The sequence below is a fragment of the Streptomyces sp. NPDC051907 genome, assembly GCF_040681075.1.
In the GTDB taxonomy this organism is placed as follows: Bacteria; Actinomycetota; Actinomycetes; order Streptomycetales; family Streptomycetaceae; genus Streptomyces.
The window spans coordinates 1-13531 of the sequence record NZ_JBFAYB010000143.1; the positions used below are offsets into that span (position 1 = coordinate 1).

13 protein-coding genes and 1 pseudogene are annotated in these 13531 nt (G+C 71.7%); 8 read left to right on the forward strand and 6 right to left on the reverse strand.

The annotated features are described in order from the left end of the window. Window positions 1–133 precede the first annotated feature (133 nt). Window positions 134–490, forward strand: coding sequence for a hypothetical protein (locus AB0M39_RS38795; RefSeq protein ID WP_365372931.1), 357 nt, complete (start codon window positions 134–136; stop codon window positions 488–490). A 13-nt stretch (window positions 491–503) separates the two neighbouring features. Here the strand turns inward: AB0M39_RS38795 and AB0M39_RS38800 are convergent, their stop codons facing one another. The 3 genes from AB0M39_RS38800 to AB0M39_RS38810 form a co-directional block, all read right to left on the reverse strand. After that, entirely contained in the window at window positions 504–692 is a 189-nt protein-coding gene (locus tag AB0M39_RS38800) for a hypothetical protein (RefSeq protein ID WP_365372934.1), read from the reverse strand. Between the two features lie 92 nt (window positions 693–784). Continuing rightward, window positions 785–1699 (reverse strand): MBL fold metallo-hydrolase, encoded by a 915-nt coding sequence (locus AB0M39_RS38805; RefSeq protein WP_365372936.1) that lies wholly within the window; start codon window positions 1697–1699, stop codon window positions 785–787. After that, window positions 1648–2967 (reverse strand): MFS transporter, encoded by a 1320-nt coding sequence (locus AB0M39_RS38810; RefSeq protein ID WP_365372938.1) that lies wholly within the window; start codon window positions 2965–2967, stop codon window positions 1648–1650. The genes AB0M39_RS38805 and AB0M39_RS38810 overlap by 52 nt, the downstream gene beginning before the upstream one ends. 126 nt (window positions 2968–3093) lie before the next feature. Here AB0M39_RS38810 and AB0M39_RS38815 point away from each other — a divergent pair, with 126 nt between their 5' ends. The 4 genes from AB0M39_RS38815 (at window position 3094) to AB0M39_RS38830 (ending at window position 6445) form a co-directional block, all read left to right on the forward strand. Continuing rightward, window positions 3094–3306 (forward strand): hypothetical protein, encoded by a 213-nt coding sequence (locus AB0M39_RS38815; protein ID WP_365372941.1) that lies wholly within the window; start codon window positions 3094–3096, stop codon window positions 3304–3306. Continuing rightward, entirely contained in the window at window positions 3293–4684 is a 1392-nt protein-coding gene (locus tag AB0M39_RS38820) for an amidase (RefSeq protein ID WP_365372944.1), read from the forward strand. The genes AB0M39_RS38815 and AB0M39_RS38820 overlap by 14 nt, the downstream gene beginning before the upstream one ends. A gap of 112 nt (window positions 4685–4796) precedes the next feature. Then, window positions 4797–5372 (forward strand): TetR/AcrR family transcriptional regulator, encoded by a 576-nt coding sequence (locus AB0M39_RS38825; protein ID WP_365372946.1) that lies wholly within the window; start codon window positions 4797–4799, stop codon window positions 5370–5372. 89 nt (window positions 5373–5461) lie between these two features. After that, window positions 5462–6445 carry a BtrH N-terminal domain-containing protein gene (locus AB0M39_RS38830; RefSeq protein ID WP_365372948.1) on the forward strand — a complete coding sequence of 328 codons (984 nt, stop codon included), beginning with the start codon at window positions 5462–5464 and terminating at the stop codon, window positions 6443–6445. 68 nt (window positions 6446–6513) lie between these two features. On the opposite strand, the pseudogene AB0M39_RS38835 reads toward AB0M39_RS38830, so the two are convergent. Further along, window positions 6514–7865: pseudogene (locus tag AB0M39_RS38835) on the reverse strand (M64 family metallopeptidase). 137 nt (window positions 7866–8002) lie between these two features. On the opposite strand from AB0M39_RS38835, the gene AB0M39_RS38840 reads away from it, so the two are divergent. Next, a complete protein-coding gene (locus tag AB0M39_RS38840) occupies window positions 8003–9343 on the forward strand; it encodes a helix-turn-helix transcriptional regulator (RefSeq protein WP_365372950.1) in 1341 nt (446 codons plus the stop codon). Between the two features lie 87 nt (window positions 9344–9430). Here the strand turns inward: AB0M39_RS38840 and AB0M39_RS38845 are convergent, their stop codons facing one another. Beyond that, window positions 9431–9916 carry an Lrp/AsnC family transcriptional regulator gene (locus AB0M39_RS38845; RefSeq protein WP_365372961.1) on the reverse strand — a complete coding sequence of 162 codons (486 nt, stop codon included), beginning with the start codon at window positions 9914–9916 and terminating at the stop codon, window positions 9431–9433. Window positions 9917–10158: 242 nt separating this feature from the next. Between AB0M39_RS38845 and AB0M39_RS38850 the strand changes: the two genes are divergently transcribed. Together AB0M39_RS38850 and AB0M39_RS38855 are read left to right on the forward strand one after the other, a co-directional pair. Continuing rightward, window positions 10159–11034 (forward strand): DMT family transporter, encoded by an 876-nt coding sequence (locus AB0M39_RS38850; protein WP_365372953.1) that lies wholly within the window; start codon window positions 10159–10161, stop codon window positions 11032–11034. Beyond that, window positions 11027–12220, forward strand: a complete 1194-nt coding sequence (locus AB0M39_RS38855; RefSeq protein ID WP_365372956.1) for an aromatic amino acid transaminase — start codon at window positions 11027–11029, stop codon at window positions 12218–12220. The genes AB0M39_RS38850 and AB0M39_RS38855 overlap by 8 nt, the downstream gene beginning before the upstream one ends. A gap of 126 nt (window positions 12221–12346) precedes the next feature. On the opposite strand, the gene AB0M39_RS38860 is transcribed toward AB0M39_RS38855, so the two are convergent. Continuing rightward, window positions 12347–13531, reverse strand: a 1185-nt coding sequence (locus AB0M39_RS38860; protein ID WP_365372959.1) for an ABC transporter permease, incomplete at its 5' end; no start/stop codon positions are given.

Sequence of the window (13531 nt, forward strand, 5' to 3'; positions counted from 1 at the left end):
ACCACCGTCCGCAGTGTCGCGCTGCGCCTGCCGAGCGAGAGCGAGCGGTCGTCGTCCAGCGGCAGCCGCTCCGGCCGCTCCTCGATGAGTCTCAGTCCCCATCGCCACCGTCGACGACGTCGACCGCGACGGCGTGCGCATCGGTGTGAAGCGCGGCTCCGCCTACGACCTCTACCTCTCCCGCACCCTTCGGCACGCAGATCTCGTACGCGGCGAGGAAGGCGTCGACGAGTTCGGCGCCCAGGGCCTCGAGGTCGCGGCCGGCATCCGCCAGCCGATGACCGACTTCGTCTCCGCGCATCCTGAACTCCGTCTGATCGAAGACCGGTTCATGGAGATCCAGCAGGCTGTGGGCACGACCAGGACCCGGGGACCCGAGACCGTCCAGTTCCTCCGAGACCTCGTCGAGGAGCTCAAGGCCGGCGGTTTCATCGCCGACTCCCTCCGGCGTGCGCACCAGTCCGACGCCCTCGTCGCGCCACCGGCATAAGTACACCCGCGGGTCAGGTCGTGGTGGTGGTCGGGGCGGGCTCCCCCGGCTCGGCGGCCCCAGGCTGCTGCTCGTCCTTGCACGGCAGAAGGAGCGGGGTGGCCAGGAGCAGCACGCCCGCGAGGCCGATCGCGGTGCGCGCGTCGGTGACAGCGGCGAGGACGCCCCCGTATTCGACCAGGCGGACCGGCCGGCAATCCAACAACCACAGCATCGGCGAGCCACAACCACGGGTTGTGCGCACATAGGGTCAGGGCCTTCCTGGTACGGGCGCGGCCCTCGGAGCCCTGGTGGTCACGGCGAGACTCGTGGGACGGCGGGGACGGGTGCGAGTCGGTACGCCTTCCCGTGGGGAGTGACGCGCCCGGCGGTGGGCGCAGGGAAGTGGGTGCCCAGCACCAGAGCGCCCGTGTCGGCAAGCATGTCGAGCAGTCCGCGTCGGGTCGCCTCGGCCTGATCGGGGTCGATGTCGACGCAGCTGCCGATGGCCGGGTGTGCGAACTGGACGGGGTGGTGGATGCAGTCGCCTGTGATCAGGGCTGTCTCGCCCTGGCTGCTGATCTGCACCGCGATGTGGCCGGGGGTGTGCCCGGGGGTGGGAAGCAGGCGCAGCCCGGGGGCCACGTCCGCGCCTTGGTCCGGGACGTCGACGGCGTCGAGCAGTCCTGCGTCCTCGACGGGGATCACCGAGTCGTCGAACATCTGCGTGCGCGCCTCGTCCATGTCGTACTCGGCCCAGAACTCCCGCTCGGCGCGGGAGGTGATGTAGCGGGCGTTGGGGAAGGTGGGGACCCATTCGCCGTTGACTCGGCGGGTGTTCCAGCCGACGTGGTCGGTGTGCAGGTGGGTGAGGACCACCAGGTCGACGGAGTCAGGGGGGAAGCCGGCCGCGGTGAGGCGGTCGAGGTAGTCGGTCTGCAGGTGGTGCCAGGCGGGGTTGGCCCGAGTCTTGCCGTTGCCGATGCCGGTGTCGACGAGTACGCGCAGCCCGCCTGCTTCGAGACCGAAGGTCTGGCTGTGGAGGCGCGGTACGCCGTCGTGGTCGGCGAAGTCGGGTCGGAGCCAGTCGTGTCGTGCCACCACGTCGACGGTCGCGTCAGGCAGCAGCCAGGGTCCGGTCTGAGACGGCAGGGCGATCTCGTCGATGCGGTGAATGACTATGTCGCCGATGGTCCAGGAGGGTTCGAGGGCGGGCGCCGGTGTCTGCATGGGCTGTCTCCTTCGTGTCTTTCATCGGGTGGGGTCGAGCGCTCTGCGGCGTGATGTGCGCCGCGCGTGATGAGCGTCGTCGTCGCGGCGAGGGCGAGGACGGCGACTGCCACGGCGTAGGCGTGGGTCGCGGTTCGCAATCCGAAGTGTTGGGTTGCCACTCCGGCGGCGATGGCGGGCAGGCTCATGGAGAGGTAGCTGAGGACGTAGTAGGCGCCCAGGGTCGATGCTCGGTACCGGTCTTCGAGCGAGGCGAGGGTCATGCCCAGTGCTCCCTGGGACACGGCGCCGAAAGCGAGGCCGGCCAGGGCCGCTCCGGCGAACAGAGCGGTCAGACCAGCGCCCTGAAGACTGCTCAGGGTCAGGGCTGCGGCAGGGATGACGGCCAGGCATCCGACGGTGGCGGTGACGAGCGGGTCTGTGTGTCGCAGCGTCCAGACGACGAGTGCGGCCGCAGCGGTGACGGTGAAGAAGACCGTTCCACCGGCTGCCCGGGGGGCGTGGGGGTCCACGAGGTGGACGAGCGAGGGGCCGAGGGAGGAGTAGAAGCCGCCGAGGGCCCAGACGGAGACCACGCCGGGGCCGACGAGCAGCAGGGCGCGCCGGGCGGAGCCGGGGAGGGCGAGGTGCGGCCGCAGCGAGTGCCACGCCCCCGGGCGTCTGCCGGCCGTCTCGATGGTGAAGGCGATCGCGATCGCCTGGCTTGCGAACAGGAGCGCCATCAGCAGGTAGATCGTCGCCGTGGGCGCGGGCGCGAAGCGGACGAGGAGGGTGGAGACGAGGACGCCGGCGGCCATGCCGGCGATGGGGGCGATGCTGTTCGTCAGGGTGGATCGGCCTGGGCGGAGGGGGTCTTGCAGGTCGAGGAGGGCCGCCCCCGCGGCGCTGGTAGCCGTGCCTGTCGCCGCTCCCTGGAGAATCCTGGCGGCGATGAGGGAGCCGGAGTCCTCCGCGGTGGCCAGCAGCACCATGGAGGCGACGGCCAAGAGCAGGGCCCCTGCCAGGACGGGGCGTCTTCCGAGGTGGTCGGAGAGTGCGCCGGTGGTGAGCAGGGCCGTCAGCAGGGCCAGGGAGTAGGCGCTGAACACCACCGTGACGGTGGCTGCGGACAGGCGCCACTGGTCCTGGTAGAGGGGGTACAGCGGGGTCGGCGCGCTGGAGGCGGCGAGGAAGGTCGCGAGGATCGACGCGTCGAGTACGAAGGAGGCACTGCGGCGGCGGGCGGCTTGAACGGGCTGCGGGGGTGCGCCTGTTGTGGCGCTGGGCATGGGACTCCTTCCGCTAAAGCTAACTGTTTGCTTTAACGCACGGTAGACCCCTATGGTCGGCTAAAGCAAACGGTTAGCTTTTGGTGCCGGGGAAGCCCGTCGCCCTTGTCGATCAGGAGGACGTCCATGACGGACGTTGGGTTCACCCCTCAGGAGGCGGCCCGTTCGGCGGCCCGTGCCGGGCTTCCGCTGCCGGCCGACCGGCATGCCGCGGTGGCGGCAACGGCCAACCACATCCACTCCGTTGTCGCGGTCCTGCGTGAACTCGACTTCGGACAGACCCCGCCTGCCGCCGCCTACCGCACTGCCGTGGAGGAGACCCGCGATGCAGCCGTATGAACTCTCCCTCGCCGCCGCCGCTGAAGCGATGCACGCCGGGCGGCTGTCTCCCGTCGAGCTCGTCGACTCCGTCCTGGACCGGATCGAGCGAGTGGAGCCGCACCTGCACGCCTATGTCGCCGTCACCGCGGAGCAGGCGCGGCACTCGGCGCGCGAAGCCGCGGACGCCGCAGCGGCCGGCCGCCTCCACGGGCCGCTGCACGGCATCCCCATGGGCCTCAAAGACCTGATCGACGTCGCCGGCGCGGCGACGACGGCGAGTTCGCGGGTTCGAGCCGACCACCGTGCGGAAGCCGACAGCACGGTCGCCGCCGGACTGCGGGCGGCCGGTGCCATCCTGGTCGGCAAGACCCACACGCACGAGTTCGCCTACGGATTGACCACCCCGCAGACGCGAAACGCCTGGCAGCGCGGCAGTGTCGCGGGCGGCTCCAGCGGCGGGTCGGCCGTGGCGGTCGCCGCCGGCGCCGCGACATTCGCCCTGGGCACCGACACCGGCGGATCGATCCGGGTGCCTGCCGCGCTCAACGGAGTCGTCGGCCTCAAGCCGACCTACGGCCTCGTCCCCCGGCACGGTGTGACGTCCCTGTCCTGGTCCCTGGACCACGTGGGACCGATCGCCCGCACCGTCGAGGACGCGGCCCTCGTCCTGTCGGCCCTGGCCGGGTACGACCCGCGCGATCCCGCCTCCCTGGCCGTCCCCGCCACCGACTACCGTCCCCCCGCGGATACGGATCTGACGGGGGTGCGCGTCGGAATACCGCGCAACTACTACTTCGAGCGCGTCGATCCCGAGGTGGAGGCCGCCGTCCGGAGCGCCATCGGCCAGCTGGAGAGCCTCGGCGCGAGGCTCGTCGACGTGGAGATCCCCCTGACGCGCTACATCCAGGCAACCCAGTGGGGTCTGATGGTTCCAGAGGCCACCGCCTACCACGAGAACACCCTGCGCGCCGTCCCGGACTTGTACCAGGCCGACGTACGCGTCCTCCTCGAGGCCGGCGAGCTCATGTCCGCCGGGGACTACCTGCGTGCCCAGCGCTCCCGGACGCTGATGCGGCAGGAGTGGGCGCGCATGCTGAAGCACGTCGACGTGATCGCCGCTCCAACCGTCCCGGCGACCGCGGCGAAGGCCGACGAGGAGTCGTTCAGCTGGCCCGACGGCGCCGTCGAGAGCGTTTCCGACGCGTACGTACGTCTCTCCTCCCCCGCCGACATCACCGGAGTGCCGTCGCTGACCGTGCCGGTCGGCCACGATGCGTCGGGCCTGCCGATCGGCATGCAGCTGATCGGCAGGCCCTTCGGGGAGAGCGCGCTCCTGCGGGTCGGCCACGCCTACGAGCAGACCCAGCCCGCAAGGGAGCTCGCACCGGCGGGCTGACGGACCATCGGGCCCGCCCGGCTCCCCGGTCGGGCCCGTCAGGACCATGGCACTAAAGCTAGGGATTCGCCTTAGAGGTAGGATGGAGCGGCTCGAAAGGTGAGGTGGTGTCATGGCCCGCAGGCAGATGGTGCGCCCCGGCGGTCGCAGTACCCGCGTCCAGCAGGCGGTGCACAACGCCGTACGCGAACTGGAGGCGGAGACGGGCCGGGACGCCCTGACGGTGCCGCTGATCGCCCAGCGGGCAGGAGTCACACCCTCGACGATCTACCGCCGCTGGGGCGATCTGCAGGAGCTGTTGTCCGATGTGGCCGTCGAGCGCCTGCGCCCCGACACGGCCCCAGGCGACCACGGCGACCTGTCGGCCGACCTGACCGCCTGGGCTGAGCAGTTCTTGGACGAGATGGCCTCGCCCGCCGGGCGCGCCTACATCCGCGACGCCCTGCTCGGCGATCCGGACGGCAGCAACGCCGGCCAGTGCTCGGCCTACGCGGCGGAGCAGATCGACGTCGTCCTCGCCCGCGCGGCCGGCCGCAAGGAAGACGCACCCGATGTCGAGACGGTCCTCGACCGCGTCGTCGCCCCCGTGATGTACCGCGTCCTCTTCCGACCGGAGGGCCTCGACAGCGCCTACGCGCGCGGGCTCGTGGGCCGGCTCCTCGGCGCGGACGGAGTCGGTGACGACTAGGCCTTGTCCGGCGGATCATGCCTGGGCTGTGATGGTCTGGCACGCCCGTCTGCGGCGTTGTCGTCTCGTGAGCGAGGAGAATGAGCGGCATGACCATGGTGAAGGACATCGACGTCCGCGGTATGCAGCACTGCGAGACGACGGCGCTGGGCGTGTTACTGCGCCATGAGGGACTCGACCTGTCCGAGCCCATGCTGTTCGGGCTCGGCTCCGGACTGTCCTTCGTCTACTGGGACAGCAAAGCCATGGGCTTTCCCTTCCTCGGCGGCCGGGTCAAGCCGTTCGAGCTCACCAGGAACCTGGCCGCCGTACTCGGGCTTCAGCTGGTGGTCGAGGAGACCGCCTCCCCGCGCAAGGCATGGCAGAACGCGGCCGCGCCCATCGACGCCGGTCGGCCGGTCGGCCTTCAGCTCGACAGCTACCACCTGGACTACTTCAGCACCAAGGTGCACTTCGGCGGGCACATCGTGGCGATGTACGGCTACGACGAACAGGACGCCTATCTGGTGGACACCGACCCGCAGGGCGGAGCCGTCTCGACCAGCCTCGCCGGACTGGCCAGGGCGAGAGCCGAGCGCGGCCCCATGACCGCCAAGCACCGCTCCTTCACCATCGCCGCGCCCAGCAACTTGACGTCACCGCGGGACCGGATCATCCCCGCGATCAAGACCTGCGCCGACGCCTTCCTGAATCCGCCCATCGCGAACCTGGGCCACCGGGGCATCGAGAAGACCGCGAAGCACGTGCCGAAGTGGCTGCAGCGCAGCGACAATCCGCGGGAGGACCTGCCACGGGCCGCCCTCCTCATGGAGAAGGCCGGCACCGGCGGCGCTCTGTTCCGCAATCTCTACCGGGACTTCCTCGCCGAGTGCGCCGAGTCGATCGACAGCAGCCATCTGCGCACTGGCCACAGCCTGTATACCGAGGCCGCCGCCCTCTGGACGCAGGTGGCCGCACTCATCGCGACAGCAGGAGAGTCCGGCGACGCGAAGAACCTCGTGCAGGCCGGCTCCATCCTCCACGAGCTCTCGCGTATCGAACACGATGCGATGAGAACACTCAGCATGCTCTAGACGCTCTGGCAAGCGACCGACGGGATTCCGCACCGCGTGCACAGGCAGGCATGACGCACCGTCGTGCCTCAGAGCCGGACCTTCCAGCTGACGGTGGACTTCAGCTTCCCGGCGACACTCCGGTCCCGCACCGAGGGCGTGCGGTCCTCTGCCGTGACCGACAACGTGTGCGTCCGCAGATCGAGGAGCCGCAGGGCCAGCTCCGACACCCGCACGTCGGTGCGGCCCGCCAGGGACCTCAACTCCTTGCCGTCGAGATGCCAGCGGACCCTGAGCCGGCGCCCGTCCGCGCCCGTCAGCCGAGGTACGGCTGCTCGCGCGACCTCTTTCAGCCGAAGGGCGCGATCGGTGGGGGTGAGCGCGGTGACGATCCGCGCGTGGCGGTAGAAGCCGGCGATCATCGCCTCGACGCCGGGCAGGTTGAAGGGCTTTCCGAGCGAGCGCATCAGGGAGTCGTCGGTCGGCCGGCGCAGTCCGGTGACGTAGTAGCCCCCGCCTTCGTACGCTCCGACCACGCCTCCGTCGGGAGACTGCTCGCCGAGCCACCGGTGCCACTTGGCGCGCTGCCCGGCCATGTCCCCGGCGGCGAGTGTGGAGATGTTGGAGTCGGCCGGCTCGGGGCCCGTGTACTGCTCGTAGTCCGGGGCGCCGGGTAGAAGTACTCGTCGGCGAGCTTGCCCAGCGAGTGGCCGGTCTCGTGGATGGCGACCGCGCCGGACTTCTCGTTGCCCGCCGAGGCAGTCGAGATGCCCTCGTAGCCGAGGGTCGCGCTGGGCTCGTTGTAGCCCGCGCCGCCGTACTTGGCGCTGTTGGCGAGGACGATCACCAGGTCGGCCTCCGGGGCCTTCGCCACATACGCGTCGACCTTGTCCTGGTCGACGCAGAGGAGCCGCTCGATGTCCTCGCACCAGAAGTAGGAGCCGAGCGCGGTGTCCCGGACGGCGCCCGGATCCGGGTCGCCGGTGACGCCGGACTGGTTCGACACGGCGTCGACCGTCCAGACGTTGAAGAGGCTCTGGTACGTCGTGTACGGCTCGACGGCCGCGAGTTCGGCCCACTTCTTTTCGGCGTCGGCGCGGAACCGGGCGAGTTCGGCGGCGGTGTAGCCGTCCCCGACGACGACGATGTCCAGCCGGTCGGCGGTCGGGCCGTTGTCGATCAGCTTGGCGACCTCGCCGTCTGCGGCCTCCTCGGCCGCCGAGAGCCGGGAGGCCGGCCGGTCCCGGCCCTCCTGCGGCACGCGGGTGTGGCCGGATCCGGCGACCGTGCCGTGTTCCGGCCCGGGTATCTCGACCTCGACCCCGCCGCTGCCCGGCGTCGCCGGATCGGCGGCCGCGCTGCCGGGTGCGGCGGCCAGTACGGCCGTGAGGGCAGCGGCCGCCCCCGCTGCCGCCATTGCTCTGAGCCGTGCTGAACGCATGGAGCCCTCCCCTTGCCACAAAGTTAAGCAACGAAGTAAACCCGTTGAATTGGTCGCTTAAGCTAGGCGGAGAACAGGGACGTGCGCAATCCCTACTGCCCCTGAATACTGGGGAGTTCAAGAACCAGGGGGTTCTCATGGACGAACCGGCCGAGATCGGCCGCCGGGTGCAGCGGCTGCGCAGCCAACGCGGGCTGACCCAACGGCAGTTGGCCGAGCCTTCCTACACGCCCGCGTACGTCTCGACCCTGGAGTCGGGCAAGGTCAGGCCCTCCGAGGCCGCGCTGCGGTTCCTCGCCGAGCGGCTCGGCACGTCGTTCGAGGAGCTGGCCACCGGACGCCCCGCCCATGTGGCCACCGAGCTGCGGCTCGCCCTGACCGACGCCCAGCAGCAGCTCGCCACCGGCGCCGCCGACGAGGCCGCCGTCCGCTACCGCCGGCTCCTCACCGACGCCGAGCACCTCGACCTCGCTCCCGAGCAGGCCGAGGCGCTGCTCGGCCTCGGCGACTGCGCGCTGGAGACCGGCGAACTGGCCGACGCCGGACGTCACTTCCAGGCGGCGGAGCGCCTCCTGGCCGGGGAGCCCCTGCCCCGCCGCGCCCGCGCGATCCGCGGCCGTGCCGTCGCGCACCTCCTGGCCGGGGAGCTGCGCTACGCCTGCTACCTCCTTGAGTCCACGATCGACGAGCTCGGCGCGAGCGGTCTGACCGACCCGGAGGCGCTGGTGCTGCTGTACGCCGCCGCCATCGGCCCGTACATCGACATGGGCGCGCACGCCCGCGCCGCACACGCCGCGGAGCTCGCCCTGGCCCTGGCGCCGCAGGTCAACGACCCGGCGTTGGTGGCGGGCATGCACCGGCAGGTGGCCCGCACCTTCCTCGCCGAAGGGCGCACGGCCGACGCCGACGCCTCGCTCGCCAAGGCGCAGGCGATCTACCGGCAGCTGAGGCTGCGCACCGATCTCGCGCACTGCCACTGGATGCGCGGCTACGTCCAGGCGCAGAACGGCGAACTCGCCCTCGCAGAACAGGAGTTGCGCACAGCCCGGGACATGCTGACCGCCAAGCGCGCCATGCTCTACACCGCTCAGGTGGCGGTGGAGCTGGCCGATGTGCTGCGCAGGCGCGGGCGGTACGACGAGGCGGCCGAGCTGCTCTCGGCGCTCCTGGAACTGGGCGACCGGCACGGCGCGGTGCACGCGGGCGGCGCACACCGGCTGCTCGGGCTGATCGCCGAGGAGCGGGGGGAGGCCGAGGCGGCCGAGGAGCACTACGTCATGGCGCTCGCCCTGCTGGAGCGCAGCGGCGCCAGCGGCGACCTCGCCGATCTGTGCCGTCTGCTGGGCGACCTGCTGCACCGCACCGGTCGCACCGAGGCGGCTCTGGACGTGTTCCGCACGGGGCTGGGCCACCGCGCGGCCCCGGGGACGACGACTCTGGGGCCGGCTCCGGCGGCCCCGGGGTTCCCGCACCGCTGAGGACGGACTCCGGGCAGGCCCGCCAAGCCACGCCTGCGGACGGGCGTCGCCGCTCCGGCCGAGGCGTCCGGTCCCGCGCCGCGCAGGTCACACCGTGCGCAGGGGCGGGCGCTGCGGGGCGGGGACCGGGTAGGTCCGGGACTGCTTGACGCTGCCGAAGGCGAAGCTCGACTCGATCGACGAGATACCGGGAATGGCGTGGATCCGGGTGCGGACCAGCGCCTCGTACGCCTCCAGGCTCTCGATGACGACTCTGAGCAGATAGTCGCTGCTGCCCGCCATCAGATAGCAGTCCTGGATGTGCTCGATGTGCTCGACGGCCTCTTCGAAGAGCTTGACCGAGTCCCCCGTGTGCCGCTCCAGCCGGATCCGGACGAACACCGTGATCGGGAGGCCGTACTCGACCTGGTCCACCATGGCCGTATAGCCGCGGATCAGCCCGGCCTCCTCGAGGCGGCGCACCCGGCGCAGACAGGGGGACGGGGACAGGCGGACGCGGTCGGCGAGGTCCTGGTTGGACAGCCGGCCGTCGGCCTGAAGCTCGCGGATGATCTGCAGATCGACTGCGTCCATGGTCACTCCGGTCATTCCTTGGCAGATTCTGCCCCAAACGTATGCCTGAGAGGCAGAACTAGCAATCGCCTGCCCCGCGTGAAGACCTAACGTTGCCCGGAGAGCGGTTTCAGGTCTGTTTGAGCGGGAGGGGAAAGTCGTTGGCGACGGCGGACACAGTGAGGGCGGACACAGTAAGGACGGCTCCGGCCGCGACGGCGCCGGCCAGGGGCCGCCTCGGACTCTCGGCGCATGCGGAGGGCGTGCTGGCCCTGGCGCTGACGGTGACCATCTGGGCCGCCTTCGCGCTCAGCGCCCGGGCCCTGAGCGCCTCTTCGCTCCTGCCCGCCGACGCGGCTCTGCTGCGCTTCGGGGTGCCGCTGGTCGTCCTCGCGCCCGCGCTGTGGCGGCGGCGCCGACGGATCGCCGCGGTCCGGCCAGCCGCCGCCTTGAAGATCATCTGCGGCGCCGGGGTGCCGTTCTTCCTGGCCGCGATGTACGGCGGCTCCCTGACCTCGGCGGCGTTCGTCGGCTCGATCGTCCCGGGCATGGTCCCCCTGTTCGTCTCCGCGCTGATGGTCGCCAAGGGGCACACGGCTCCCCGAGGGACGCAGACCGCCGGGCTCGCGCTGATCGCGGTCGGCGTCCTCGTCCTGGTCTGGCGCCACCTCCTCCCCCTGGACCGGGATGTGCTGACCGGCTCCGGCGTCCTGCTGGTCGCCAGCGGGCTGTGGGCCCTGTACACGGTGGGACTGCGGGAGGTGGACCTCGACCCGGTCGGATCGATCGGGCTGCTGTGCCTGCCGTCGTTCGCCGTGATCGCGCTCCTGGCCGCAACCGGCCTGCTCCCCACCGGCATCGCGCACGCGGCCGGCGGCGACATCGCCCTGTTCCTGGTCGTGCAGGGACTGGGAGTCGGACTGTGCGCCGGCCTGCTGTACGCGTTCGCCATCCGCCGCCTGGGCGCGGAGCGCAGCTCCGTCGTCGGCAGCCTCAGCCCCGTCGCCGTCGTCCTGCTCGCCATGCCGCTGCTCGACGAGTCGCCCACCCTCGCCGTCCTGATCGGCGTTCCTCTCATCACCTCCGGCGTCGTCCTCGCCAACCGACGCCCTCGACCCAAGGTTCCCGCAGATGCTTGAGCTCCTCCTCCCGCCGCCCGCCGACCCGTTGTGGACGCTGACCGAGGAGTTCGGCGCCGACGCCCGACCCGAGCGCCTGAACCTCGTCCTCGGCGTCTACCGCGACGACGCGGGGACCACCCCCGTGATGGCCGCCGTCCGCGAGGCCGAGATACGCCTGGCGGAGCGCTCCGACTCCAAGGAGTACCGCGGACTGTCGGGCAACACCGCCTTCAACCGGGTCATGCTGTCGACGGTCCTGGGCGCCGACGACCTCACCGGCCGCGCGGCGGCGGTCCAGACCGTCGCGGGCACCGGCGCACTGCGTCTGCTGGCCGACCTGATCTGCCGCACCCGCCCCGGCACCACGGTGTGGATCAGCGACCCCGCCTATGTGAACCACCGGCCGATCCTGGAGGCCGCCGGGCTGAGGGTGCGCACCTACCGCTGGGCCGACGCCGAGGGGCGCCCCGACACGACGGGCATGCTCGACGACCTGCGCGAGGCACGCCGCGACGACGTCGTCCTGCTCCAGGGCTGCTGCCACAACCCCACGGGGGTCGACCCGACGCCTGAGGCGTGGGAGGCGCTGGCCGATCTGGCAGTCCACAGCGGATGGGTTCCGTTCCTCGACCTGGCCTACCACGGTCTCGGCGACGACTTCGAGACGGACCTGCGGGCCACGCGCCTGCTGGCCGCAACCGTGCCGGAGATGCTGATCGCCGTCAGCTGCTCGAAGAACTTCGGGCTGTACAGCGACCGGACCGGCTGCGCCATGGTGCTCAGCTCGTCGCGGCAGACGCTGCGCCACGCCGAGACCGCCCTGCAGAGCGCCGCCCGGACCCTGTACTCGATGCCGCCGGAGCACGGCGCCGCCATCGTCACGACCATCCTCCAGGACGAGCGCCTCCGTACAACGTGGCGAGCGGAACTGGACGCCATGCGCGACCGCATCACGGCCAACCGGGCGGGCCTGACGCTCCACTTGACCGGCCTCGGCCACGACGTCCCGGCGCAGACGCTGGCCCGGCAGAAGGGGATGTTCTCCACCCTGCCGCTCACACCGGACCAGATGCTGCGACTGCGTCGGCGGTACGCGGTCTACGGGACCACGTCGGGGCGGATCAACATCGCGGGGGTGTCCGCGCATCAGATCCCCTACCTCGCGCAGGGCATCGGCGCCGTCCTCGACGGGCCGCGGCGGTAGGTCGCGTACGCGCTCGTCGCGGCAGAACGCGCCTGTCGGAGGGAGCCGGTCGGCGACCCCCGCCGCTGCCCGCGGTGGGGGTCGCATGGTGCTGGAGCTCGGAACCCGGCCTCCTGACCTGGCCTCCTATTCGGTGCGCAGGGCCGTGGCGGTTCGGGCCCTGGCGGCCCAGCCGGCGGGAAGGAGCGCGCCCAGGGCGGCGATGAGCAGGCCGCCGAGCGCGAGCGGGAGCAGTTCGGACCCGCCGTAGACGGCGACGACGGACTCGGGCAGGCGCAGCCCCACGCTGTCGCCCATCGCGGGGACGACCCAGCCGTGCAGCGCCACACCGATCGGCACGCCCAGCGCGCCGGCGACCAGTCCGGTCACGACGACCGAGGTGAGGACCATGGCGATGGTCTGCCGGGGGGTCATGCCGAGCGCCTTGTGGACACCGAGCTCCCGGACGCGCTCGCGGGTGTCGAGCAGCACGCCGCCCAGCACGCCGAGCGCGGCGACGGCGACGAGCATCAGGGTGAGGATCGCGGACAGCGCGTTGAGGGTGGCGACCACGTCGCCGCCGGCGTCGAGCCCGCCGGCCCGAGCACTGACCCCCAGCGGTGCCAGGCTTGTGTTCAGCGCGTCGACGTAGCCGGACACGTCGGCGCCTGATGCGACCGCGATGTGATGGCTCGTCTCCGTCAGGTCGGGTCGTGCGGCTGCGAGGGTCCTGGCGTCGGTGAAGACCTGCATGCCGTCGTTGCGGGGCTCGAGGACCTCGCCCACGATCCGGACCGCGACCGGCTCGGCCAGGCCGTTCAGGGTGACGGTGTCGCCGATGCGGGTACCGGTGGCGGCCAGGAAGGGGGTCGGGACCACGGCCTCGCCGGGCCTCTCGATCCAGCGGCCGGAGACCATCGTGTAGCCGCCCCAGGAGGCGTCGCCGGTGAAGGCGATCACCTCGGTGATGCCGGTCGCGCCGGGGACGGCCGCCCGTACCGTCGCGGCGCTGTAATGCTTCCCGGTGCCGGCGCCCGCCTCGATCGCCGCGGCGACCGCGGCGGGATCTGCCCCGGTCTGCTTGTCGGGGCTCGGGCCGCCGGGTCCGAACTCCGGCAGGGGCGGGGGCACCACGACGTCGGCGGCGTCGTGGGCCCTGGCCTTCATCACCTCGCCGAGCGAGGCGCCCAGCCCCACGGTGAACGTGACGGCGACGGCGCCGAACAGGACCGCCGTGCCCATGGCCAGCGCGCGGCCGGGCCGGGCGAGGGGCCGGGTCAGGCCCAGGGCGACCGGCTGCGGCAGCGGCAGCCGTCCGGCCAGGCGGGCCGC